Consider the following 24,437-nt stretch of genomic DNA (forward strand, 5'->3'; position numbering starts at 1 on the left):
AAAACGCCCTGAAGTGCCCCGATGTTCCCGTGGCACGGTGTTCTGTCTTGTGTTGCGGGCTCCCAAAACGCTGCCGCCCGCAACGGGTCTTCACTCGCCGCCGTCCGGCCGGATCCCGGACCCCCGTCCGCTCCGGCGCGCCCTTCAGTCGGCGGCGTGGGCGGGCACGGGGACCTCCGCAGTCCCCCCGCGCCCGCGCTCGTCCTCCTGGCTCCCCGCTGTCGCGTCATCGTCGTCCGCGGCGGGGACTCGCCTCGCTTCCCTGAGTTCGGCGATGGCGGCCTCGAAGTCCTCAAGCGAGTCGAACGCCCGGTAGACGGAGGCGAATCGCAGATAGGCGACGAGGTCGAGCTCCTGCAACGGACCGAGTATGGCCAGCCCCACGTCGTGGGTGGTCAGCTCGGCGCTCCCGGTCGCCCGCACCGCCTCCTCGACCCGCTGGCCGAGCTGGGCGAGAGCGTCCTCGGTGACCGGCCGCCCCTGGCATGCCTTGCGCACGCCGTTGATGACCTTGGTACGGCTGAACGGCTCGGTGACCCCGGACCGCTTGATCACCATGAGTGAGCACGTCTCCACGGTCGTGAAGCGGCGGGTGCAGTCCGGGCACTGACGGCGCCTGCGGATCGACGTGCCGTCGTCGGTCGTCCGACTGTCCACGACACGGCTGTCGGGGTGCCTGCAGAAGGGGCAGTGCATGATCTCCAACCCTCCTCACAGCAGACTCAATGGCCCCAAGAGACCTCCTGGGCCCCTCGAAGCAGCCCCCAGCATAGGCGATCTCTCGGACATCGAAGACCCGGGGACCACAACTTGTGGGCAGCTGTAGCAATCCAACCACTAGATGTGGTGCCTGGCTCAATACATCGACACGCGCGCGTGTCGCATGCGTACCGTGACGGGGGATACGGAGATACCGTGGACGCCACGCGGAGGACGCGTGCGACTCCGGCACGGAAGGGGACCGGCTCCCGGCCGGCGGGGCTCCGGATGGCAGACTGGGCGCGCAACCCACGAGGTCGTCGGCCCGGCGGTGAAGAGTACAACAATGAACCCTTTTATCCGCCAGGCGCAGCGTTAGCCATACACCCAGAGACGTGATCACGCTAAGCGAACCGCGTTTTTTCACTCGAACGTGTGTTTGGCGCAACCTTTCGAAAGCAACTACCGTTGTCCAGCAGGGAGACCATCGAGAGGGGCCGACGTGACCACCACCGCAGACACAGCCACCATCACTGCCCAGGACCGCTCCCAGGGCCGACTTGAGCCGGTGCATGCGATGAACGAAGCCGCGAATCCAGAAGGGCACAAGCGCTCTCTGCCCGGCCGACCTCCAGGCATCCGGGCCGACAGTTCGGGACTCACCGACCGGCAGCGTCGGGTGATCGAGGTCATCAGGGACTCGGTGCAGCGGCGTGGCTACCCGCCGTCGATGCGGGAGATCGGCCAGGCCGTCGGCCTGTCCAGCACCTCTTCGGTCGCACACCAGCTGATGGCGCTCGAACGCAAGGGCTTCCTGCGCCGCGACCCGCACCGCCCGCGCGCGTACGAGGTCCGCGGCTCCGACCAGGCGGTGACCGTGCAGCCCACGGACACTGCCGGCAAGCCCGCCGCGTCCTACGTCCCGCTCGTCGGCCGCATCGCCGCCGGTGGCCCGATCCTCGCCGAGGAGTCGGTCGAGGACGTCTTCCCCCTTCCCCGGCAGCTCGTCGGCGACGGCGAACTGTTCGTCCTGAAGGTCGTCGGCGACTCCATGATCGAGGCCGCGATCTGCGACGGAGACTGGGTCACCGTCCGCCGCCAGCCGGTCGCGGAGAACGGCGACATCGTGGCCGCGATGCTCGACGGCGAAGCCACCGTCAAGCGCTTCAAGCGCGAAGACGGCCATGTCTGGCTCCTCCCGCACAACTCCGCGTACGAGCCCATCCCCGGTGACGACGCGACCATCCTGGGCAAGGTCGTCGCGGTCCTGCGCCGCGTCTGACGGCCCGACGACGAGCGTCGGCTCTTCCCCTGACCGGGCCCCGGAACCTCTGCGCCGGTTCCGGGGCCCTGTGCTGCACGGCCCCGGTGACCGGCGGCGTCGCATCGCGGGTTAGCCTGTCCCGGCGCCGGGACAGGCTAACCCGCGATCACTTCGCCTCCCCCTGCCGCGCGGCGGCGTCGATGGCCGCGAGCGACTTCCGCACCTGGTTGCGGTCCGTGGTGTACCAGAAGTCGGGCAGTGACGCCTTGAGGTAACCGCCGTACCGCGCAGTGGCCAGCCGCTGGTCGAGCACGGCGACCACACCCCGGTCCCCCGACGCCCGGACGAGCCGGCCGGCGCCCTGCGCCATCAGCAGCGCGGCATGAGTGGCGGCGACCGCCATGAAGCCGTTGCCGCCCGCATCCTCCACCGCCTTCTGGCGAGCGCTCATCAACGGGTCGTCCGGACGCGGGAAGGGGATCTTGTCCATGACGACCAGCTGACAGCTGGGCCCCGGGACGTCGACGCCCTGCCACAGCGACAGAGTGCCGAACAGACACGTCTTGGCATCAGCGGCGAAGTTCTTGATCAACTCGCCTAGGGTCTCCTCGCCCTGGAGCAGGATCGGGAACTCAGGGATCCGCGAGCGCAGCTCTTCGGCGGCAAGCTGAGCCGCCCGCATGGAGGAGAAGAGGCCGAGCGTACGGCCGCCAGCCGCCTGGATCAGTTCGGTCAGTTCGTCGAGCATGTCCACTCGGTCGCCGTCCCGCGCCGGACGGGACAGATGCTTGGCCACATACAAGATGCCCTGTTTGCGATAGTCGAAGGGCGAGCCGACGTCCAGGCCCTTCCACTGAGGGAGATCCTCGCCCTCGGTGCCCTCCGGGGCCAGGCCCAGGGAGGCCCCCACACCGTTGAAGTCGCCGCCCAGTTTGAGCGTGGCGGACGTGAGGACGACGGAGCGGTCCGCGAACAGCTTCTCCCTGAGGAGACCTGAGACGGACATGGGTGCGACACGGAGGGAAGCGCCGAAGCGGTCGTGGCGTTCGTACCAGACGACGTCCCACTCGGAGCCGTTCACCACGCGCTCCGCCACGTCATGCACCGTCTCCACGGACGCCAGCGCCTGCTTGCGGACCGCGTCCTCGTCCTGAACCGACTTGTCACGGGTCGCACCGATCGCGGAGATGACGGTGCGGGCGGCGTCCCGCAGGGCCATCAAGGCATAGGAGAGGTCTTCCGGGATCTCCTCCAGGCGGCCCGGAAGGGCCAGCTCCATCAGCCGCTCGAAGCCCTCGGCCGCGGTCTGGAGCTGGTCCGCGGCCTTCTCGTTCACCAGTTTCGCGGCGCGGCGCACCGCTCGGTTGACCTGGCCGGGCGTCAGCTCCCCTGTCGCGACGCCGGTGACCCGCGACACCAGTTCGTGCGCCTCGTCCACGATCAGTACCTCGTGCTGCGGAAGCACCGGAGCGCCCTCGATGGCATCGATCGCGAGCAGCGCGTGGTTGGTGACGACGACCTCGGCGAGCTTGGCCCGCTCCCGGGCCATCTCGGCGAAGCACTCGGCGCCATAGGCGCACTTCGAGGCACCCAGGCACTCCCGGGAGGAGACCGACACCTGCGCCCAGGCGCGGTCGGACACACCAGGTGTCAGGTCGTCCCGGTCCCCGCTCTCGGTCTCGTCCGCCCAGTCACGCAGCCGCAGCAGGTCCTGGCCCAGCTTGCTGGCCGGCGCAGCCGCCTCGAACTGGTCGAAGAGCCCATCCTCCTCGTCCTGCGGTACGCCCTCGTGCAGACGGTGCAGGCACAGATAGTTGGACCGTCCCTTGAGCATGGCGAACTCCGGGCGGCGGCGCAGCAGGGGGTGCAGCGCCTCCACCGTGCGCGGCAGATCGCGCTCCACGAGTTGGCGCTGCAGGGCGAGAGTGGCCGTCGCGACGACGACACGCTCCCCGTGTGCGAGCGCGGGCACGAGGTAGCCCAGCGACTTACCGGTGCCGGTACCGGCCTGGACCAGCAGGTGGGATCCGTCGTCGATCGCTTCGGCGACCGATTCGGCCATGGTCACCTGGCCGGGGCGCTCCGTGCCGCCGACGGCTGTGACAGCGGCATGCAGGAGTTCGGGGAGTGAGGGCTTCGTCATAGCCCGACCACCCTACGGCCAGGCACCGACAAACGTGGGATCACGGCGGGGAGGGGAGGTCGGACGGGGCCGGCGCCGGTGGACGGGCCGACCGGCGGGTCCGTGGGCGGTGCCTTTCGGCTGCCGCGGGTATCAGGGTCGAGGGACTGGGTGCCAGGGTCACGGGATTGGCCGAGAAGCCACGGGCGGGACCGGTGAAGGCCGGGGCGGATCACGGTACGGACTCCTCGGCGGTGTCGAACGGGGGGCGGGGCGGAGCGGGTTGAGGGGGGACGAGGCGCGGTATCAAGACGGGGCGGCGCCGGAGCGCGACCGGGCAAGGGCCGGGGCGGCACCGGGAGCCAGGGATGCCGTAGGCGAGGCGCGGGGGGCTGCCGGACTGCCGAGGCGGGGCGCCGGGGGAGCTGCCGGAAATCAGCAGAGCGTGTCACGTCCGGCGGAATCGACAGGCCGCGGCCCGGTCGGCTGCGGCGGCAGAAGGCAGGAGGCTTTCGGCCGGTGACAGGCAGCGCGGGTCGGCCCGCGTCCGGATTGCTCGGCTCGCGGCGGTGCGCGAGGCGGCCGGCGAACCAGCCGCCTTGCTGAATATGACCCGGCTGCCCCGCTCGATGAATTCGTTTCGGCCGACCCGGAACCCCAGCGGCCCGAGCGGTGTACCACATGTGAACGCATCGTCACTCGGCGCTACAGCACATCACGCAGTGACCGGTCCCGAATCATGAGGGCGGCCCGCTTGGCGGGCAGGTCCACCTCGGCGGCGAACCGGAAGCCTGCAGAAAGGAAGGCGGCAATGGACGGCGTATTGCGAAGGTCGGGCTCGGCGACGACTCGTGAACAGGCGGGCCGGCGGCTCAGGACCAGGTCGGCGACTGCTCTGAGCAGGGCCGATCCAAGACCCCGCCCTCGGTCGGCGACGCCGCCGACAAGCAGATGGACTCCGGTGTCGTGCGGGCGGGCCGGGTAGTGGCGTGCCAGCGGGTCCAGATCCGCCCGGTAGATCTCCCAGTAGCTCATCGGGGTGCCGTCCAGCGTGCCGAGGCACGGCACGCTACGGCCGTCACCGGTGAGCTGGGTGGACAGGTGTTCCTCGGTCCTGTCCGGGCTACCGGCCAGTTCCCAGAAGGCGGCGACCGCCGGGTCGTTCATCCAGCGGCTGATGAGCGGGAGGTCGTGGTCGAGGCGGACGGGAACCAACTCGAACAGGCCCGCGGGTGTGTCGGTCGGGCCCCAGCCGACGACATGGTCGAGCAGATCATCGTCCGCGGCGGAGAAGCCGACCGCCGCAGCGGACGTCGGGCCGGCTTTCGCAGCAGACGGCGAGCCGGAGTGTGCCGCGAAGGGATAGGAGGTGTCCCACTCCGAGCGCCGAACGGTATCCGTCCCGGAGCCCGGATGGGCCCCCACCGGAGACGGTCCCCGCTCGTCCCCCACGGCGAGCTGACCGGCACCGGTGCCAGCGGTGCCGCTGCGACCATCGGCACCGGCAGTGGGTCGGTGATCGGAGTCCTCCGGTTCCGCGGCGAAGAGGGCCATGAGTTCGTCGGGGAGGCGCAGGTCCAGCGTGTCCTCGCTGTCCCCTCCGGGATCGGGGGGACCCGGGCGAACGGGCACGGGCCCGCTGTCGGTGCTCGCGTCGGCAGGGGACATGGCGCGCTCCTGTCAGAGGCCGAGGTGGGTGAATTCAGAGGGTGAATGAAGTGGGCGTTGTCCGCTTCAGGAATGAAGGGGGTTGGCGATGGTGACGTAGACGGACTGGGTGTCGACCGGACCGACGAGTTCGTCGAGGCCGTGCAACCGCGTGAGCAGGTTGGCTTTGCAGCGCAGGACGGGTGAGTCCAGCAGGCGGGCTGGCAGGGAGGTCCGCAGCGGTGTGGGCCCCGCGGCGACACCGGCGAGGAAGCGGCGGAACGCGGCCAGCAGCAGGCGCTCGTCGGCGAGGTGTTGCGAGCCGAACGCACCGATCAGGCCGAGCACGTTGTTGATGGCGAGGTAGTAGCCGAACCGCTCGTCGGTGACCTCGTCGGAGACGAACGTGTCGCTGCGCTCGCCGATGCCGGGCAGGCGTGCGTCGAGTTCAGCTCGGCGGGACTCGCGGAAGTAGTAGCCCTGATTGTCGCGGTAGCGGCCGCCCGCAGGCCAACCCTCGCCGTCCAGGACGAGCAGCGTGTTCTGCTGGTGCGCCTCCAGCGCGATCCCCGCCTCGCTGTCCAGCCACAGCACGGGACGCACGACCGCTTCCAGGTAGCGCAGGAACCACTCCGCGGCGACCGTTCCACGGGGACGACCGGTCCGCTCGGCGAGGCGCGTGACGACGTGGGCCAGGCGGGACTGCAGGGGCCATGCCCCCGCAGCCGTGGGGTGCCCGTCGGCGGCGGGGACGGCCATGGGGCGAGGCTCGACGAGACCGGCGATGCAGGAGACATCGTCGGTGGGTGCGAAGGGGTTGTGCCGGATCACCACATCGAGTCCCCGGACGGGCAGGCCCTCCCGGTCGTCGACGGCCAGCCAGGCGGGATCGCGGACGATGTCGAAGCCCGGGTGCACGGCCTGCCACTGCCGCCACAGGCCGGAGCGCAACAGCCGGTGCACCTCGACGCCGCGGTGGAGTTCCTTACGGAGGTTCTCCCGGCGGGAGTTGGTGATCCTCAGGCCCAACGACAGCTTGAGCATCGCGGAAGCACCGGATTGATGGACGGTGCGTACGGAGGAGGTGGGATTCCACGGGGTACCGAAGGGACCGAGTTCACGGAGCAGTCCCGCGTCGAGGAGGGCGGCGATGTCGTCTCGGTGCCGGACCTCCCGTGACTGCCAAGGGTGCAGGGGAAGGGCGGCGAACCCGTCGGGCAGGGGCAGCCCGGAGCCGGCAAGCCGTGCCGTGAGGTGTTCCGCTCGCACGGGGCGTCCGCGCTCGGTCCAGGCAGAGTCGGTAGCGAGCAGGGAGGGTGATACGGCCATCCAGTGCAGCGGGAAGGAGCCGCGCAGTTCCGGTGAGTACGGGCGGGCTTCGGCTTCGGTCAGGCACTCTCGGCTCTTCGGGGCCGGGTGCAGCGGGTGTCCGAGCAGGAGTGCCTGTTCGGCACTGAGAAACAGGTCGGGTCCGTCGGCGGGGTGGGAGCGACGGTCGCTGATGAAGCCGGCGGTGCGGAGGATCGAGTCAGCCACTCGTGCGGCCAGGTCTCCCCCGTTGGTGGTCACGGCGGTGCCTGGACCGGTGGGGGTGTCAGTGCCGCCGGGTGTCTCCCTGGCGATCAGCGCCGCGAGGGTCACGGCGTCGACCGGCGCGGCGTCGACGGGGGCGTCGGCCAAGCGCGGGCGGCCGAAGCGGTGCCAGCCGGTCGGAGACCAGTAGTGGATGGGCGCCGTCAGGGCCGTGCCGCTGTGGGGTAGTGGGATACGGAGCGAGCCGTAGCGGGTGTCCCTGCCGGCGTCGGTGTCGGAATCGGAGCCGGCGTGGGGGTCGGCGTCGGGGGCGAGGTTCGTCTCGCGGACCCAGCAGCGGAGCAAGTTCTCCACGGCCGCGCTCTGGGCGGCCGTGTGGGGGTCCGGATGTTCCAAGGGGTCGTCGGATGCGTTCCACGGGCGGTCCGCTTCCGGGGTCCTGGGTCTCTGTTCGGGCACCCGGCCGGCCGTCGGCGACGCCGGGGACCGTGTGGCATCGAAGGTGGTGTCAGGAGTGCGGGAACGGCCGCTGGAGGTGAGGCTGACGTTCAAGACTGTTCCTAGGAGCGTGCGGAGCAGGGGGGCGATGGCCTGAGGGTCATCGCTCGGTCTCATACGACGAGGGGGCGGGTCGAGGGCCGGACAGTGAGGGGAGGTGGTTCGGGCGGGGAGGGCGGAGCCGAGCCGGCCGCAGGTGCCAAAGGGGCAGCCGTGGTCCCAGGGTGGGACAGGCGGGCGATCCGTTCGGCGCAGACGTTGCCGGGCGGGCCGGGGTGTCCGTGACCGCTGCTGGGGTGAGTGCCGGTGACGGCGAGGTTCGAAGGTTTCCGGTGGTGACACACGCCTTTGCGAGGGCTGCCGCGCCTGCGTCCGTGCCGGCCCGTGCGTAGCGCCGTACGCGAGCTCGGTCTCGGTTGGCGACGGCAAGCAGCGGGGCGCGGGGCGGTTCGGGGGCGGCGGCGTCCTTGACGGGCGTGGGCAGGTCAAGGGTGACGCGGTGGCCGGGCCGAGTATGGGGAAGAGGGTGCCTGGCGCAAGGGCCTCGCGGATGGCCGCCAGGGCGGTGGGGGCGCGGTGGCCCGCGGTGCCGGTCCCGGTCCCGGTTCCGGTGCCTCTTCCGGTTCGGCTGCCGGTGCCGGTCCCGGTGCCGGTCCTGGTTCGGGTACCGATGCCGGTACGAGTACCGGTCCCGGTTCGGGTGCCGACGCCGGTGGGGGCACCGGTCCCAGTTCGGGCGCTGGTCCTAGTGCGTGCGCCGATCCCGGTTCGGGAGCCGATCCCCGCGCCGGTACCGGTGCCGATTCCGGTGCGGCTGCCGATTCCGGTGCGGGAGCCGGTGCCGGTGTAGGGGTCGCGGGGGCTTTGGGTGTCGGGGGTCTTGTCGGTTGGGGCGGGCGTTCGGAGGGGGGTGGTCACGAGGGCGTGGGCGTCGCTGCGTACTGTCGGTCCGCGTGTCGGCGGGGTCGCCGGGGTGCCCGTGTGGGTGGCGTGCGCTTGCTCGGACGGCTCCAGGGTCCTGGGATCGGTCACCGAATCGGTCACGGCCACGGCTTGGAGTCCTCCCGCTGTCCAGAGGCGAGTTGATCCGCGGGACCGGGCACGGGCAGCAGGCCCCTCACGGCTACAACCCCGGACCGCCCACCGGGTTACGGGTTGCCTCAAGATCCTTGCCGTGACGCAACTGTTGCTGTTCCGTGGGAAGTCCCCCACAGCCAACGCATAGTGTGTGGTGCCGTTCCCAGAGGGCCGTGAGAGCGGCGTGAACTGCCCATAGGTTCCGCCTGACATCACGGTCGTAGCACCGCGTTTCCTTACCACCAGGGGGAGTCAAGAGCATGCGATCCATACGGCCGTCCTTCACCGTTCGCCGCGGGAGGAGTGCGGGCCGCAGAACCTCCCCCGTGCTGGCCGCCGTCGCCCTCGTCTCGGCGCTGGCGCTCACCGCCACCGCGTGCAACGGCGATGGCGACGACAACGCGGACGGCCAGGCCACCGCCTCCGCGGCCGCTGACGACGGAAAGATCAAGATCCCGGAGGACATCAAGGACCGGCTCAAGGAGCACGGGATCGACCTCGACCAGTGGAAGAACGGCGCATGGAAGAACTGGAACAAGGACGACTGGCTGCGTGAGGCGAACGACTTCATCAACCCGATCATCAAGGGCCTGTGGGACCCGGACCGCATGCGGGACGCCGACGACCCCGACCGGGGCGTGGACGACAACGACCTCTCCGGTGACCAGGGTGTGACCGATCCGACGCCGACGCCGGTGAAGGCGCAGGCGGTGCAGCCGCCGTACCACACCAACGCCGCCACCGCCGGCAAGGTGTTCTTCGACTCCCCTGAGGGCACGATGGTCTGCTCGGCGACGGTGGTGCAGGACCCGGCGAACCCCGGCAAGTCCAACATGGTGTGGACCGCCGGCCACTGTGTGCACGCCGGTGAGAAGGGCGGCTGGTACCGCAACATCGCGTTCGTGCCGTCGTACAACGACAAGGGCATGACGAACGAGGAGTTGCAGAGCGCCACCAAGGAGCAGATCGCTCCGTACGGGATCTGGTGGGGTGACTGGGCGCAGACCTCTCAGCAGTGGATCGAGCAGGGTGGTGAGACGGGCGGGGACGGTGCCTCGTACGACTTCGCCGTCATCCATGTGACGCCCGAGGAGGGCGGCAGCGGCAAGTCGTTGGAGGAGACGGTCGGTTCGGCACTTCCGGTGGACTTCGACGCCCCGGCCGTGCCGAAGGTCGCGAGCATCACGGCGACCGGTTATCCGGCGGCGGCGCCGTTCGACGGTCAGTCGCTGTACCAGTGCCAGGACAAGCCGGGCAGGCTGTCGCTCAGCAAGTCGGACCCGACGATGTACCGCATCGGCTGCACGATGACGGGTGGTTCGTCCGGCGGCGGCTGGGTGGAGTCCGGTTCCGACGGCAAGCCGGCGCTGGTGTCCAACACGTCCATCGGCCCGGTGAGTTCGGGCTGGCTGGCCGGTCCGCGGCTGGGTGATGTGGCCGAGGGTGTGTACAGCGCGGTCAGCAAGAAGTTCGCCGGGCAGTAGGAGCCGGCGGGCACAGCCAGGTCAGGGACGGCGGCGGGGTGTCACGGGAACCTTCACCTGCTCGCCGCCGTTCGTCCCCAGCCCCACGGGCATAGTGGGGTGTCATCACACGTTTCAACGGGGGTCATCGCACCATGCGTTCCATACGTACGCCCTTCACGCATCGCCGTGGACGGCGGCGCACCGTCCTCGCGGCCACCGGTCTGGTCGCGGCACTGGCGCTCACGGCGACGGCCTGCGGCGGCTCCGGCGAGGAGAAGGCGAGCGACAAGTCCGGCGCCTCTCCGGCGGCGGGGGCCGATGACGGCAAGGCCGGTATCCCGGCCGACATCGCGGGCAGGCTCAAGGAGCACGGCATCGATGTCGACCAGTGGGCCGGCGGCGGCTGGAAGGACTGGGACAAGGACAAGTGGCTCAGTGAGGCCAAGGACTTCGTCAACCCGGTGATCGAGGGCCTGTGGAAACCGGAGCGGATGCAGTCCGCGAAGGAGGCCGACAAGACGATCTCGACGCAGGACGCCTCCGCGGACCAGGGCGTCAGCGACCCGGAGCCGCAGCCCGTGCAGGCGCAGGCGGAGAAGACGCCGTACCACGAGAACGCGGCCCCGGTCGGCAAGGTCTTCTTCGACTCCCCCGAGGGCTCGATGGTCTGCTCCGGCACGGTCGTCAAGGACGTCAACCATCCGGGCAGGTCCAACCTGGTGTGGACGGCCGGTCACTGTGTGCACGCCGGTCAGAACGGCGGCTGGTACCGCAACATCGCCTTCGTGCCGTCGTACAACGACCTCGGCGCTTCCGAGGCGGAGCTGTCGGGGGCGACGGCCTCGCAGATCGCCCCGTACGGCACCTGGTGGGCGGACTGGGCCTCCACCTCGAACGAGTGGATCCAGGGCGGTTCGGAGACGGGCGGCGCGGGTGCCGCACACGACTACGCCGTGCTGCATGTGAAGCCGGAGAACGGGTCGAAGTCCCTGGAGGAGACCGTCGGCGCGGCGCTCGACGTGGACTTCTCCGCGCCGTCCGCAGCCGAGGTGGCCAGCATGGGCGCCTGGGGGTATCCGGCGGCGCCGCCGTACAACGGGCTGAAGATGTTCAAGTGCATCGACCGGCCGGGGCGGCTGTCGCTGAGCCCGTCGCTGCCGACCATGTACCGCATCGGCTGCACCATGACCGGCGGATCGTCGGGCGGCGGCTGGTTCCGGGTGGCGGGCGGCAAGACCGTGCTGGTCTCGAACACGTCGATCGGCCCGACGGACAGCACCTGGCTGGCGGGTCCGCAGCTCGGCCAGGAGGCCGAGGCGCTGTACCAGAACATGAGCAGGACGTACGGCGGTCAGTAGACCCCGCAGGCCGAAGGCCCGCTCCCGCGGTCGGCGGGGGCGGGCCTTCGGACTGTGCGGCGGTGGCTCAGGCGAGCGGCGCGGGAACGTACGGCGCGAGGTCGGCCGCCAGTTCCTCGTGCACCCGGGCCTTGAGCAGCGTGCCCTCCGCGGTGTGCTCCTCGGAGATCACCTCGCCCTCGGTGTGGGCGCGGGCGACCAGCTTGCCGTGCGTGTACGGCACCAGGGCCTCGATCTCGACGGAGGGCCTGGGCAGTTCGTTGTCGATGAGCGCGAGCAGTTCGTCGATGCCCCGGCCGGTGCGGGCCGAGACGGCGATGGACCGCTTCTCGACGCGCAGCAGCCGCTGGAGCACCAGCGGGTCGGCCGCGTCCGCCTTGTTGATCACGACGATCTCGGGCACGTCGGTGGCTCCGACATCCCTGATCACCTCGCGCACGGCGGCCAGCTGCTCCTCCGGGGTGGGGTGCGAGCCGTCCACCACGTGCAGGATCAGGTCGGAGTCGCCGACCTCCTCCATGGTGGAGCGGAACGCCTCGACCAGGTGGTGCGGCAGGTGCCGGACGAAGCCGACGGTGTCGGCGAGCGTGTACACCCGGCCGCTCGGGGTCTCGGCCCGGCGGACGGTCGGGTCCAGGGTCGCGAACAGGGCGTTCTCGACCAGGACGCCCGCGCCCGTGAGGCGGTTGAGCAGCGAGGACTTGCCTGCGTTGGTGTAGCCCGCGATGGCGACGGACGGTACCTTGTTCCGCTTGCGTTCCTGGCGCTTGATCTCGCGGCCGGTCTTCATCTCCGCGATCTCCCGGCGCATCTTCGCCATCTTCTCGCGGATCCGTCGCCGGTCCGTCTCGATCTTGGTCTCACCGGGGCCACGGGTGGCGAGGCCGCCGCCCTTGCCGCCGCCCATCTGGCGGGACAGCGACTGGCCCCAGCCGCGCAGCCTGGGCAGCATGTACTGCATCTGCGCGAGCGCCACCTGTGCCTTGCCCTCTCGGGACTTGGCGTGCTGGGCGAAGATGTCGAGGATCAGGGCCGTACGGTCGATGACCTTGACCTTGACGACGTCCTCCAGGTGGATCAGCTGGCCCGGGCTCAGTTCACCGTCGCAGATGACGGTGTCCGCGCCCGTTTCGAGGACGATGTCGCGCAGTTCGTCGGCCTTGCCGGAGCCGATGTAGGTGGCCGCGTCCGGCTTGTCCCGGCGCTGGACCACGCCGTCGAGCACGAGCGCGCCCGCGGTCTCGGCGAGGGCGGCCAGCTCGGCAAGGGAGTTCTCGGCGTCCTGCACGGTCCCGGAGGTCCACACCCCGACGAGCACGACCCGCTCCAAGCGGAGCTGTCGGTACTCGACCTCGGTGACGTCCTCAAGCTCGGTGGAGAGGCCGATCACGCGGCGCAGCGCCGCGCGCTCGGAGCGGTCGAACTGGTCGCCGTCCCGCTCTCCGTCGCTCTGGTGGCTCCAGGCGACGTCCTCCTCCATCAGGGCATCGGCCCGAAGACCCTCGGGGTAGTCGTGCGCAAGGCGCTTGGTGTCCTGGGAAAAGGAAGAAGAGGAGGTCATTGGGTCCTTACGTCGCAGAGGATTCCGTTACGGCGGTCATTGTGGACAACGCACGAGGACGGCGGGAGATTCCCGTGTCCCGTGCCGCGCCGACCTGACGATGGTCGCACGGCACGGGCCGTCTCGTCACCGGCTTATTCCGGGTCTCACCCCGCGGCTGTGTTCGCACGCGGTGCGGCGCCCTCCTTGGCGGACGCTCCCTGTCCCTTCTTCGCGGACGCCCGCTTTGCCCCCTTGGGGGACGCCGCCGTGTCCTTCTTCGTGGACGCCGCCGTGCCCTTCTTCCCGGTCGTTCCCGTGCCCTCCTTGGCGGGCGCTCCCGCGGTGGTCTGCGCGGGGGAAGCCCCGGTCTTCTGCTCGGGGGGCGTGGACTTCCAGTCCGGGTGTCCGGGCATCGGCGGGGTCTTCTCGCCGTACAGCCAGCCCTTGAAGAACCCGCCCAGATCGCGTCCCGCGACCGATGAGGCGAGGCTTACGAAGTCGGCCGTGGTCGCGGTGGCGTCCCGGTGCTTCTGCACCCAGAGCCGTTCCAGCCGCTCGAAGGCGGCGCGTCCGATCTCCTGGCGCAGGGCGTACAGGACCAGCGCGGCGCCGTCGTAGACGTTCGACCGGAAGATCCCGATCTTCTGACCCGGCTGAGGCGGCTTGGGGGCGGCGGGCGGGCCGCCGGAGGCACGCCAGCGGTCGGAGGCGCCGTAGGCCGCCTTCATCCGGTCGACCATGGGCCGGTCCGCCTTCTCCTGTGCGTACAGGGCCTCGTACCAGGTGGCGTGCCCCTCGTTGAGCCACAGGTCGGACCAGGTACGCGGGCTGACGCTGTCCCCGAACCACTGGTGCGACAGCTCATGCACCATGATCGACTCGACGTACCACTTGGGGTAGGCGGGCTCGGTGAACAGTTCCTTCTCGAAGAGGGAGAGGGTCTGTGTCTCCAGTTCGAAGCCGGTGGCGGCCTGGGCCATGAGCAGGCCGTACGTCTCGAAGGGATAGGACCCGACCTTGCCCTCCATCCAGGCGATCTGGTCGGGGGTCTTCGCCAGCCACGGTTCGAGGGCCTTGCGGTCGGCGCTCGGCACGACGTCGCGCACCGGCAGTCCGTGCGGTCCGGAGCGGTGCAGCACGCTGGAGCGGCCGATGGACACCTGGGCGAGTTCGGTGGCCATGGGGTGCTGGGTGCGGTACGTCCAGGTAGTGGCGGAGCCGACCCGGTCCACGCCGGTCGGCAGTCCGTTGGCGACGGCCGTGTAGTCGTTCGGGGCGGTGATCCGGAAGGTGAACATCGCCTTGTCGGAGGGGTGGTCGTTGCACGGGAAGACCAGGTGCGCGGCGTCGGCCTGGTTGGCCAGGGCGAGGCCGTCCGTGGTGCGCACCCAGCCGCCGTCCCGGTCCTTGGCGGGCATCGGGTCGCTGGTGTGCCGCACGGTGATCCGCGTCCAGCTGCCCCGGGGCAGCGGCCTGTCCGGGGTGACCACCAGGTCGTCGCCGGCCCGGGCGAAACCGGCCGACCTGCCGTCGACCTCCACGGACTCGACCTTGCCGTGCGCGAAGTCGAGGTTGAGCCGGTCCAGGGTGCTGGTGGTCCAGGCGTCGATGGTGGTGACGGCCTTGAGGGGTTTGTCGTTGCTGCCGGGATAGGTGAGGTCGAGGTCGTACGACGCCACGTCGTATCCGGGGTTGCCGAGGTACGGGAAGAGCCGGTCGCCGACGCCCAGCGGGGCGGCGGGTGCGCTCGCGGACAGGAGGCACACGGAGACGGCGGCGGCCAGGAGGGCGGCCTTCCGGCGCCGGGTGGCCCGGCGCGGCCGGGTTTGGGGGGTGAGCAGCATGCACCACGGCTACCAGCGCGCCCGTGCGCCGCCGTGGCGACGCGCGCGCCGCCCACTCGAACGGATTGGTCCGGCCGACGCCGCCGGGAGTCCGAGGCCCGACACCGAACGCCACCGGCGAGACCGACACCGGGCCCGAACCGCCGCCGCCCAGGAGCCAACACCGGTACGGACAGCTGCCGCCCAGGCGCCAACGCCGGTGCCGAATGCCGGCTACGAGGCACGTCCGTGGTGCTGAACACCGCCCCGACGCCAGCGCCAGGAGGACAAGCGCCGGGGAACAAGGGCCCGAGCCTGAGGAAGCCCGGCAGACCAAGATCTGGCGCCGTGCGCCGCTCGGGGGCGCGAGGTTCGGCGGCGGGCGCAGTTCGTGCGACGAACGGCCCGGCGCCGGGCGCAACTCGGGGCGCGAAGCCTGCTGCCGGGCGCCGCTCGGGAGACACCAAGCCCGGCGCTGAACGCGGCGCAAAGCCTGCTGCCGGGCGCAGCTTGAAGGCGCACGCGGCTTGATAGGGGCGCCGTTCGGGGCGGCAGGTTCGGTACCGGGCGCCGCTTGCGAGAGGCCGAGCCCGGCGTCCGGCGCAGATCGGGGTGCGAAGTCTGCTGGCAGACGCGGCTCGGGGCGCGGGAGGTGGTGGGCAGCGCTCGGGCGGCGCCAAGGGGTGGGCGGCGCTGGGGAGCGCGGGGGTGGTGGGGAGAGTTCGGCGCGCCTGAGGGTGGATGTTGGTCAGGGGGTTGAGGGCTCGTGTTGTGCTCGACTCACGTCGTACACGCCGGGGACGTTGCGCATGGCACGCATCAGGGCGGGGAGGCCGGCCGCGTCGGCCAGTTGGAGGGTGTAGGTGTGGCGGACCCGCTGTTCGCTGGGCGGTTCGACGGTGGCGGAGACGATTTCGGCGCCCTCCAGGGCGATCACTTCGGTGAGGTCGGCGAGCAGGTGGGGTCGTCCGAAGGATTCCGCGACGAGTGTGACCCGGCATGCGGCGCTGTCGCCCCACCGCACGCCGACCTCCGCGCGCCCCCCGCTCTTCATGCGCGTCACCGCGGCGCAGCGCAGGCGGTGCACGGTCACCACGCCGCCGCGCACGGAGAAGCCGGTGATCTCGTCGGGCGGCACCGGCGTACAGCATCCGGCGAGGCGTACGCCGGCGCCCGGCCCCTCGACGAGGAGGTCGGCGCCCGCGCGTCTGGGGTCGACGCCGGGGCGCGCCCGGTGACCGCCGGAGCGCGCGCCCGGAGCGTGGAGGACGGGGGCGCCCCCCGCGCGCCCGGGGCCGTCGTCGGCGCCCGTGCGGGCGTCGGCCGCCGGCGCGGGCGGGTCACTCGCCACCGGAGTCCGCGGGCCGGACGCCGACCCGGCGCCGCTCCCGGCGCCGGCGGGGCGCTCGCCGAACCGCGTGCTCTCGGCCGCCGGGGCGTCCGCCGGATCTTCGGGATGCGCGGCGAGCCACCGCTGGATGGCAATGCGCGCGGCCGGTGTGTGGGCGTGCTCCAGCCATTCCCGGGAGGGTTCGGAGGCCGGGTCCTGGCCCATGAGGAGCTGGACGGAGTCGCCGTCCCTGAGGACCGTGCTGAGGGTGGCAAGGCGGCTGTTGACGCGGGCACCGATGCAGGCGTGCGCGTCCTCGCCGTACTGGGCGTAGGCGGCGTCCACGCAGGTGGCCCCCTCGGGCAGGCCCAGCGTGCCGCCGTCGGGCCGGAAGACGGTGATCTCGCGGTCCTGGGCGAGGTCTTCGCGCAGCGTGGACCAGAAGGTGTCGGGGTCGGGTGCGCCCCGCTGCCATTCGAGGAGCCGGGACAGCCAGCCGGGGCGGGTCGGGTCGGCGCGCTCCCCGTCGGCCGCCGACGCGTGCTCGTCCGCGGGTGGGGCGTAGGGGTTGCCGAGGGCGACCACGCCCGCCTCGGCGACGCGGTGCATCTGGTGGGTGCGGATGAGGACTTCGACGACCTGGCCGTCCGCGCGGGCGACGGCCGTGTGCAGCGACTGGTACAGGTTGAACTTGGGTACGGCGATGAAGTCCTTGAACTCCGAGACGACGGGCGTCATGCAGGTGTGCAGCTCGCCCAGCACGCCGTAGCAGTCCGCGTCCTCGTTGACCAGCACGAGCAGCCGCCCGAAGTCGGCGCCGCGCAGTCGTCCACGCTTGCGGGTCACGCGGTGAACGGAGACGAAGTGCCGCGGGCGGATGAGGACTTCGCCCTGGATGCCGGCTTCGCGCAGGACCGTGCGGGCCTCGTCGGCGACCTCGGTGAGGGGGTCGTCGGACCGGGCCGCGTTGGCGGCGATCAGCTGCCGCGTGTGCTCGTACTCCTCGGGATGGAGGATCGCGAAGACCAGGTCCTCCAGTTCGGTCTTCAGTGCCTGGACGCCCAGCCGCTCGGCGAGCGGAATGAGGACATCGCGGGTCACCTTGGCGATCCGGGCCTGTTTCTCGGGGCGCATCACGCCGAGGGTGCGCATGTTGTGCAGCCGGTCGGCGAGCTTGATCGACATCACCCGGACGTCGTTGCCGGTGGCGACGAGCATCTTGCGGAAGGTCTCGGGCTCGGCGGCGGCGCCGTAGTCGACCTTCTCCAGCTTGGTGACCCCGTCGACCAGGTAGCGGACCTCCTCGCCGAACTGGTCGCGCACCTGGTCCAGCGTCACATCGGTGTCCTCGACGGTGTCGTGCAGCAGGGAGGCCGTCAAGGTCGTGGTCTCGGCGCCGAGTTCGGCGAGGATCAGGGTCACGGCGAGGGGGTGCGTGATGTACGGCTCGCCGCTCTTGCGCATCTGGCCGCGGTGCGATGACTCCGCCAGGACGTAGGCGCGGCGCAGCGGTTCGAGGTCGGCGTCGGGGTGGTGGGCGCGGTGGGCTTCGACGACGTGGCCGATGGCGTCGGGCAGCCGGTCACGGGCGGCCGGGCCGAGCAGCGCGGCCCGGCCGAGCCGGCGCAGGTCGATCCGGGGGCGGGCCTTCCTGCGGGGCGCTGTAGGGGCTACAGGACCAGGGGTCGCGGGGTTCGTGGCCTCCGCACTCATGGGCACCTCCGGCTCGTGGACCGGCGGACGGAGCCCCAGGGCGTACGCGGCTCAGGGATGGCGACGTTCCCCCGTCCGTGCCGGTGCTTGATGCTATCGAGCCCACCACGCCCGACTGACCGCCTCTCGCCGAGCGTGAAACGGATCACCCATTCGAGCGACGTTCTGGGGGTTTACGGTTTTGCGCCAGGTGCTCAGCGGTCGGCCGTGGTTTCGAACCGGCGCGGGTCCCGATGCCCGCGGATCCATGCGTCCGGGGCGGCCGGGGCCACGGTTCACGTGGTCAGCGGGCGGCGTTTTCCAGCCACTCGGCGTCGATCTCGCCCTCGGCCACGATCACCGCGGGGCCGGTCATCTCGATCTCGCCGTCCGGCCGCTCGGTGATCACGAGGCGTCCGCCGGGCACGTCCACGGCGTAGGTGGCCGGGCTTCCGGTGACGGCCGGGTCGGTGCCGTCGCGGCGGGCGGCGGCCACGGCGACGGCGCACGCGCCCGTGCCGCACGAGCGGGTCTCGCCGGAGCCGCGTTCGTGCACCCGCATGGCGACGTGCCGGGGACCGCGGTCGACGACGAACTCGATGTTGACCCCTTCGGGGTAGGCGGCGGCCGGGCTGAACGGGGGCTGGGTGCGGAGGTCGCCCGCGTGCGCGAGGTCGTCGACGAAGGCGACGGCGTGCGGGTTGCCCATGTTCACGTTCCGCGCGGGCCAGCTGCGCTCGCCGACGCTCACCGTCACGGCGCCCTCGGGCAGGCGCGCGCTGCCCATGCCGACCGTGACGTCGCCGTCCTTGGCGATGTGGACGCTCTTCACGCCCGCGCGCGTGGCGATGGCCAGGTCGCCTTCGGTCACATGCCCGGCGTGCTGGAGATAGCGCGCGAACACCCGGACTCCGTTGCCGCACATCTCCGCGACCGAGCCGTCGCCGTTGCGGTAGTCCATGAACCACTCCGCTCGGGGCGCCATCCCCGCGGCCTCCGGGTGCGCGGCGGAGCGCACCACGTGCAGCACGCCGTCGCCGCCGATGCCGGCGCGGCGGTCGCACAGGGCGGCGACGGCGGCCGGGGTGAGGTCCAGGGCGTTCTCCGGGTCGGGGACGATCACGAAGTCGTTCTCGGTGCCGTGACCCTTGAGGAAGGCGATCCGCGTGCTCATTCCTCGATCGTACGGGGTCACTACGACATCCCCACCGCCCGGCAACCGACGCGCCACCCCACCGACGCCCCGGGCCGCGCGGCCCTCGGGCGGCGGCCCCGTGGGCCTCCGCCGATGCCTGCGGCCGAGCGGGGTTCGGAGGGCGGCGCGGTCGGATCAGTGGCGGAGGCGGGCCACGCGCCACACGGCGAGGACCGCCACCACGGCCACGATCAGGACGTAGGCCAGGACGACCCGCCAGTCGGGGCGGCGTCCGGAGCCCCGCGGGGGCAGCCCCGGCAGGGTGTGGCCGACGCGGCGGGCGGCCATCATGCCCCAGCCCGCGGAGCAGGAGCAGATCAGCAGGCCCAGCATCGCGATCACCGCGCCGCTGTCCCCGAAGTCGAAGGCGAGCGGGAAGGCGAACATCAGGGAGCCGACCGCGGCCAGGCCCACAATGGGCGCGAGCTGCCAGATCCGCAGCCTGCGCTGCGGGCGCAGTTCGACCTCGACCTCCGGCCCGCCGGTGAACATCTCCTCGGGCTCGGGTCCGTCGGCGGTCACGCCGCCCGGCGTCTCGTCGGGTCCGTCGGGGCTCAGGCGGTCCTCACCCTGCTCCGCTTCGCCGCCGTCGGTGGTGATGTGTTCGGTGCCTTGTGCGGTGTCGCGAGGGCCGGCCTCCATCGCCACGCGCCCTCCCAACTCGGACTCCACTTGGTCGATCGAAGCTCGATGATGGCATGGCGCCGAAGGCCCCGATGACCGGCGGCGCATCCCGATGCCATCACGTGATCAGGCTGTGACCGGTCGTTCGAGCAACGCCAGTGCGAGGTGCGGGAGTTCCGAGCGATCCGCCGCGGCCCCACTCAACCAGTGCACCCGGGGGTCGCGCCTGAACCACGAATCCTGGCGGCGCGCGAAGCGTTTGGTGGCACGGACGGTCTCCGTGCGCGCCTCCTGTTCGGTGCAGTCCCCGGACAGCGCCGCGAGGACCTGCTGGTAGCCGAGCGCGCGCGACGCCGTACGCCCCTCGCGCAGGCCGCGCGCCTCCAGGGCCCGCACCTCGGCCACGAGGCCCGCCTCCCACATGCGGTCGACGCGGCGCGCGATGCGCTCGTCGAGTTCGGGGCGGGCCACGTCGACGCCGATCTGCACGGTGTCGTACACCGAGTCATGGCCGGGAAGGTTGGCGGTGAACGGCCGGCCGGTGATCTCGATCACTTCCAGGGCGCGGACGATACGGCGGCCGTTGCTGGGGAGGATCGCCCGGGCGGCCTCGGGGTCCGCGGCGGCGAGACGGGCGTGCAGCGCTCCGGAGCCGCGCAGCGCGAGTTCGTCCTCCAGCCGGGTCCTGACCTCGGGGTCGGTGCCGGGGAACTCCAGGTTGTCCACCGCGCCGCGGACGTACAGGCCGGAGCCGCCGACCAGGATGGGCCAGCGCCCCTCGCCGAGCAGTGCCTCGATCCGGGTGCGGGCCAGCCTCTGGTACTCGGCGACGGATGCGGTGACCGTGACGTCCCAGATGTCCAGCAGGTGGTGCGGGACGCCGCCGCGCTCCTCCGGTGGCAGTTTGGCCGTGCCGATGTCCATGCCGCGGTAGAGCTGCATGGAGTCTGCGTTGATCACCTCGCCGCCGAGCCGCTGGGCGAGGAGGACGCCGAGGTCGGACTTGCCCGCGGCGGTGGGTCCGACGACGGCGATGACTCGGGGGGCCAAGGGTGCACTGCTCACCGCACCAGTCTCGCAAACCCCGCGGCCACGCCTCGAACGGGTGCTGCGAGGGCCGGCGTGCGACCCGCCCCGGGGCTGCGGGGTCACGCCCGGGATGCGTCGGGTCACGCGGGATCGCGCCCACGCGGGTACCGTATGGAACGGATGTGGGCACTTCGGCCCGGCTTCTCGCGACCCTGGCAGGGGCCGTGGCGAGGGAGCCGCGGGGGCGGCGGGGAACGGTGCGGGTGCCCGCAGGCAACCGTCCCGCAAGGAAGGTGGACCATGGGTCTTTTCGACAATGTGAAGGCCAAGCTGGGCCCGGCCAAGGACAAGGTGTCCGACCTCGCGCAGCAGCACGGGGGCAAGATCCAGGGCGGCATCGACAAGGCCGCCAAGGTGGTCGACGAGAAGACCAAGGGCAAGTACAGCGACAGGATCCACGCGGGCACCGACAAGGCCAAGGGCGCCATGGACCGGCTCGCGCACAAGGGCGGTTCCGAAGCGGCCGGCGGCACGACCGGCACGAGCGGCACCGCGGGAAGCACGGGGGCGACGGAAACGAAGGGGACGACGGGCACGACGGAGACGCCCCCGCCGTCCTCCTGATCACGCGGGTCCGCGTCCGGGACGCGGACCCGCCGCCGTGGCCCCGTGGCACCGCGAAGGGTGCGCCCGAGGCCGCCGCAGGCCACGGCACCGGGGCGTGCGGTCGGCCATCACACGCCCGGGTCCTGGGCGCCTAGGACCAGGCCGCCACCAGGTACCCCACGCCGTAGGGCGCGTCCTCGTAGAGCAGGGTGCCGGTCAGGTCCGCGCCCTCGGCGGCGCCGGCGAGGACCTGCCAGGGTGCACGGCCCGACGCCTTCAGCTCCTGCGCCAGTTCGGCGTCCAGTGCCGCGAGTGCCGCCAGGTCCGCCGACCCCAGCGCATGCGCGACCTGCGCGTCGAACGGCGCCGCCCGCTCGTCCAGATAGCCCGGCGCCTTGAGCGTGCGGCAGGCGCTGGCGTCGCCCATCACCAGCAGTGCCGTCCGCGCGGCCCGCGCGCCGATTTCCCTTCCCACTTCGATACACCGCTCGGGCGCGAGCGGTTCCCCCACGCCGAGTCCCTCGATCGGGGCATCCGCCCAGCCGGTCCGCTCCAGCAGCCAGGCGGCGACGGCGAGCGACGGCGGCAGGGCACGCTCGGGGGCCGACCCGCCGTCCGGCCCGAGCCGCACGTCGAGGTCGACGCCGAAGCCGCGGAAGGAGCCCCGGGCGCCCTGCGGGTGGGCGCCGCGCCCGTCCGGCGCGGCGGGTCCCACGACGACCAGCCGGTCGGGGCGGGCGGCGGCGAGCACGCCGACCGCGTCCGCGCACGCGGCGCGCGCGGCGTCCAGCTCCGCCGCGGCGCCCGCGGCGACCTCGGGCACGAGGAGGGGCGGGCAGGGGCAGGCTGCGGCGGCGACAAGCATGATCGGCAGCGTACGTCAGTCGCAGCCGCAGGCACTGGTGGCGGCCGGCAGGGACTCCGGGACACCGATCCTGGGCAGGCCCAGCATGACGCCCGCCGGCTTGGCGGACTCGGCCGCGGTCCGCTTCTCCCATGCGTCGCCCGCGCGCGTGCGGCGCACGTCGAGGACCGGTCCCTCGGCGAGCAGGTGGTGCGGGGCGGCGTACGTCACCTCGACGGTGACCACGTCGCCGGGGCGCACCGGCTGCTCGGGCTTGGTGAAGTGGACCAGGCGGTTGTCGGGGGCGCGGCCGGACAGCCGGTGCGTGGCGCCGTCCTTGCGGCCCTCGCCCTCCGCGACCATCAGCTCCAGGGTGCGACCGACCTGCTTCTTGTTCTCCTCCCAGGAGATCTCCTCCTGGAGGGCGACCAGCCGTTCGTAGCGCGCCTGGACGACCTCCTTGGGGATCTGGTCGTCCATGGTGGCGGCCGGGGTGCCGGGGCGCTTGGAGTACTGGAAGGTGAACGCCTGCGTGAAGCGGGCCTCGCGGACGACATGGAGGGTCTGCTCGAAGTCCTCCTCCGTCTCCCCCGGGAAGCCCACGATGATGTCGGTGGTGATCGCCGCGTGCGGGATCGCGGCGCGGACCTTCTCGAGGATGCCGAGGTAGCGCTCCTGCCGGTACGAGCGGCGCATCGCCTTCAGGACGGTGTCGGAGCCGGACTGGAGCGGCATGTGGAGTTGCGGCATGACGTTCGGCGTCTCGGCCATGGCGGCGATCACGTCATCGGTGAAGTCCCGGGGGTGCGGCGAGGTGAAACGCACCCGCTCCAGGCCCTCGACGGCGCCGCAGGCACGCAGCAGCTTGCTGAACGCCTCGCGGTCGCCGATGTCGGAGCCGTAGGCGTTGACGTTCTGGCCGAGCAGCGTGATCTCGCTGACGCCCTCGGCGACCAGGGCCTCGACCTCGGCGAGGATGTCGCCGGGGCGGCGGTCCTTCTCCTTGCCGCGCAGCGCGGGGACGATGCAGAAGGTGCAGGTGTTGTTGCAGCCGACGGAGATCGACACCCACGCCGCGTACGCGCTCTCGCGGCGGGTCGGCAGCGTCGAGGGGAACGCCTCCAGGGACTCGGCGATCTCGACCTGGGCCTCCTCCTGCACGCGGGCGCGCTCCAGCAGGACGGGGAGCTTGCCGATGTTGTGCGTGCCGAAGACGACGTCCACCCAGGGCGCCTTCTTCACGATCGTGTCGCGGTCCTTCTGGGCCAGGCAGCCGCCGACCGCGATCTGCATGCCGGGGCGCCGGGCCTTCTTCGGCGCGAGCCGGCCGAGGTTGCCGTACAGCCGGTTGTCGGCGTTCTCTCGCACGGCGCACGTGTTGAAGACGACGACGTCGGCGTCGCCGTCGGAGCCTTCGGGGGCGCGCACGTAACCGGCTTCTTCGAGCAGCCCGGACAATCGCTCGGAATCATGAACGTTCATCTGGCACCCGTAGGTCCGGATTTCGTAGCTCTTGGATTCTCGAACGTCCACTGCGGGGCTCCGGTCGCTGCTGCTGGTCATTCCTCAAGGGTAGGCGCTTCGGGGAGGGCCCCCGCCCCCGGAGGCCCGGCCCAGGGCGCCGCGTGACCGTCAGGCGCCGCCGGGGATCCAGCCCTGGCGGCGCAGGACCGAGGAGACGTCCGGGGCCTCGTAGTGGTCGCCCTTGAGCACCTTGCCGTCGGCCCGGCGGGAGACCGGGCCGTCGGGTCCCCGCTTGCTCATGTTGGAGCGGTGCACCTCGGCCAGCACCGCGTCGAGGTCGATGCCGTGGACCAGCGCCGTGCCGTACGCCACATAGACCACGTCGGCCAGTTCGTGCGCGAGCCGGTCGAGGGGGCCCGCCAGCGAGACCTCGGCGACCTCCGCGGCCTCCTCTGCGAGCAGGTCCCCGCGGTGCGCGGCCAGTTCGGGGGACACCTCGGTGGGTCTGCTGCGGGCGTCGAGGCCGAAGGCCAGATGGAACTCACGGACGAGGTCGGCGGGCGAGAAGGTCATACGGCGACTGTAGCGGCCACCTGTGACATCGCCGGCGGCCCGTCCGGCTG

Annotated in this window: 17 protein-coding genes; 4 read left to right on the forward strand and 13 right to left on the reverse strand. The window is 71.6% G+C overall.

Features of this window, described 5'->3' with window-relative positions; translation table 11 throughout:
- Positions 1-144: 144 nt before the first annotated feature.
- Positions 145-696 (reverse strand): transcriptional regulator NrdR, encoded by a 552-nt coding sequence (gene nrdR, locus ACIRFL_RS24820; RefSeq protein WP_404032239.1) that lies wholly within the window; start codon positions 694-696, stop codon positions 145-147.
- Between the two features lie 505 nt (positions 697-1,201).
- Between nrdR and lexA the strand changes: the two genes are divergently transcribed.
- Entirely contained in the window at positions 1,202-1,981 is a 780-nt protein-coding gene (lexA, locus tag ACIRFL_RS24825; protein WP_404032241.1) for a transcriptional repressor LexA, read from the forward strand.
- A gap of 148 nt (positions 1,982-2,129) precedes the next feature.
- Here lexA and ACIRFL_RS24830 read toward each other — a convergent pair whose 3' ends face one another.
- The 3 genes from ACIRFL_RS24830 to ACIRFL_RS24840 form a co-directional block, all read right to left on the reverse strand.
- Positions 2,130-4,106, reverse strand: coding sequence for an ATP-dependent DNA helicase (locus ACIRFL_RS24830; RefSeq protein ID WP_404032244.1), 1,977 nt, complete (start codon positions 4,104-4,106; stop codon positions 2,130-2,132).
- A gap of 684 nt (positions 4,107-4,790) precedes the next feature.
- Positions 4,791-5,753, reverse strand: coding sequence for a GNAT family N-acetyltransferase (locus ACIRFL_RS24835; RefSeq protein WP_404032247.1), 963 nt, complete (start codon positions 5,751-5,753; stop codon positions 4,791-4,793).
- Between the two features lie 66 nt (positions 5,754-5,819).
- Positions 5,820-7,817 (reverse strand): IucA/IucC family protein, encoded by a 1,998-nt coding sequence (locus ACIRFL_RS24840; RefSeq protein ID WP_404032250.1) that lies wholly within the window; start codon positions 7,815-7,817, stop codon positions 5,820-5,822.
- A gap of 1,283 nt (positions 7,818-9,100) precedes the next feature.
- Here ACIRFL_RS24840 and ACIRFL_RS24845 point away from each other — a divergent pair.
- Both ACIRFL_RS24845 and ACIRFL_RS24850 read left to right on the forward strand, forming a co-directional pair.
- Positions 9,101-10,324, forward strand: a complete 1,224-nt coding sequence (locus ACIRFL_RS24845) for a trypsin-like serine peptidase (RefSeq protein ID WP_404032253.1) — start codon at positions 9,101-9,103, stop codon at positions 10,322-10,324.
- Positions 10,325-10,458: 134 nt separating this feature from the next.
- On the forward strand, positions 10,459-11,664 hold the full coding sequence (locus ACIRFL_RS24850; RefSeq protein WP_404032256.1) for a trypsin-like serine peptidase: 1,206 nt from the start codon (positions 10,459-10,461) through the stop codon (positions 11,662-11,664).
- A gap of 67 nt (positions 11,665-11,731) precedes the next feature.
- On the opposite strand, the gene hflX is transcribed toward ACIRFL_RS24850, so the two are convergent.
- The 6 genes from hflX to miaA form a co-directional block, all read right to left on the reverse strand.
- Positions 11,732-13,225: a GTPase HflX gene (gene hflX, locus ACIRFL_RS24855; RefSeq protein ID WP_404032259.1), complete on the reverse strand. Its 1,494-nt coding sequence runs from the start codon at positions 13,223-13,225 to the stop codon at positions 11,732-11,734.
- Between the two features lie 146 nt (positions 13,226-13,371).
- Positions 13,372-15,051: a M1 family metallopeptidase gene (locus ACIRFL_RS24860; protein ID WP_404032261.1), complete on the reverse strand. Its 1,680-nt coding sequence runs from the start codon at positions 15,049-15,051 to the stop codon at positions 13,372-13,374.
- A gap of 727 nt (positions 15,052-15,778) precedes the next feature.
- A complete protein-coding gene (locus tag ACIRFL_RS24865; protein ID WP_404032264.1) occupies positions 15,779-18,073 on the reverse strand; it encodes a RelA/SpoT family protein in 2,295 nt (764 codons plus the stop codon).
- A 283-nt stretch (positions 18,074-18,356) separates the two neighbouring features.
- Positions 18,357-19,226 carry a diaminopimelate epimerase gene (gene dapF, locus ACIRFL_RS24870; RefSeq protein ID WP_404032268.1) on the reverse strand — a complete coding sequence of 290 codons (870 nt, stop codon included), beginning with the start codon at positions 19,224-19,226 and terminating at the stop codon, positions 18,357-18,359.
- Between the two features lie 156 nt (positions 19,227-19,382).
- A complete protein-coding gene (locus tag ACIRFL_RS24875) occupies positions 19,383-19,889 on the reverse strand; it encodes a hypothetical protein (RefSeq protein ID WP_404032382.1) in 507 nt (168 codons plus the stop codon).
- A gap of 108 nt (positions 19,890-19,997) precedes the next feature.
- Positions 19,998-20,936: a tRNA (adenosine(37)-N6)-dimethylallyltransferase MiaA gene (gene miaA, locus ACIRFL_RS24880; RefSeq protein WP_404032271.1), complete on the reverse strand. Its 939-nt coding sequence runs from the start codon at positions 20,934-20,936 to the stop codon at positions 19,998-20,000.
- Between the two features lie 264 nt (positions 20,937-21,200).
- Between miaA and ACIRFL_RS24885 the strand changes: the two genes are divergently transcribed.
- A complete protein-coding gene (locus ACIRFL_RS24885) occupies positions 21,201-21,524 on the forward strand; it encodes an antitoxin (protein ID WP_404032273.1) in 324 nt (107 codons plus the stop codon).
- 133 nt (positions 21,525-21,657) lie between these two features.
- Here the strand turns inward: ACIRFL_RS24885 and ACIRFL_RS24890 are convergent, their stop codons facing one another.
- The 3 genes from ACIRFL_RS24890 to ACIRFL_RS24900 form a co-directional block, all read right to left on the reverse strand.
- A complete protein-coding gene (locus tag ACIRFL_RS24890; RefSeq protein ID WP_404032276.1) occupies positions 21,658-22,371 on the reverse strand; it encodes a class III extradiol dioxygenase subunit B-like domain-containing protein in 714 nt (237 codons plus the stop codon).
- 15 nt (positions 22,372-22,386) lie between these two features.
- Positions 22,387-23,913 (reverse strand): tRNA (N6-isopentenyl adenosine(37)-C2)-methylthiotransferase MiaB, encoded by a 1,527-nt coding sequence (gene miaB / locus ACIRFL_RS24895; RefSeq protein ID WP_404032279.1) that lies wholly within the window; start codon positions 23,911-23,913, stop codon positions 22,387-22,389.
- 69 nt (positions 23,914-23,982) lie between these two features.
- Positions 23,983-24,387: a MazG nucleotide pyrophosphohydrolase domain-containing protein gene (locus tag ACIRFL_RS24900; RefSeq protein WP_404032282.1), complete on the reverse strand. Its 405-nt coding sequence runs from the start codon at positions 24,385-24,387 to the stop codon at positions 23,983-23,985.
- Positions 24,388-24,437: the final 50 nt, after the last annotated feature.

The organism is Streptomyces sp. NPDC102462 (genome assembly GCF_044765425.1).
Lineage (GTDB): Bacteria > Actinomycetota > Actinomycetes > Streptomycetales > Streptomycetaceae > Streptomyces.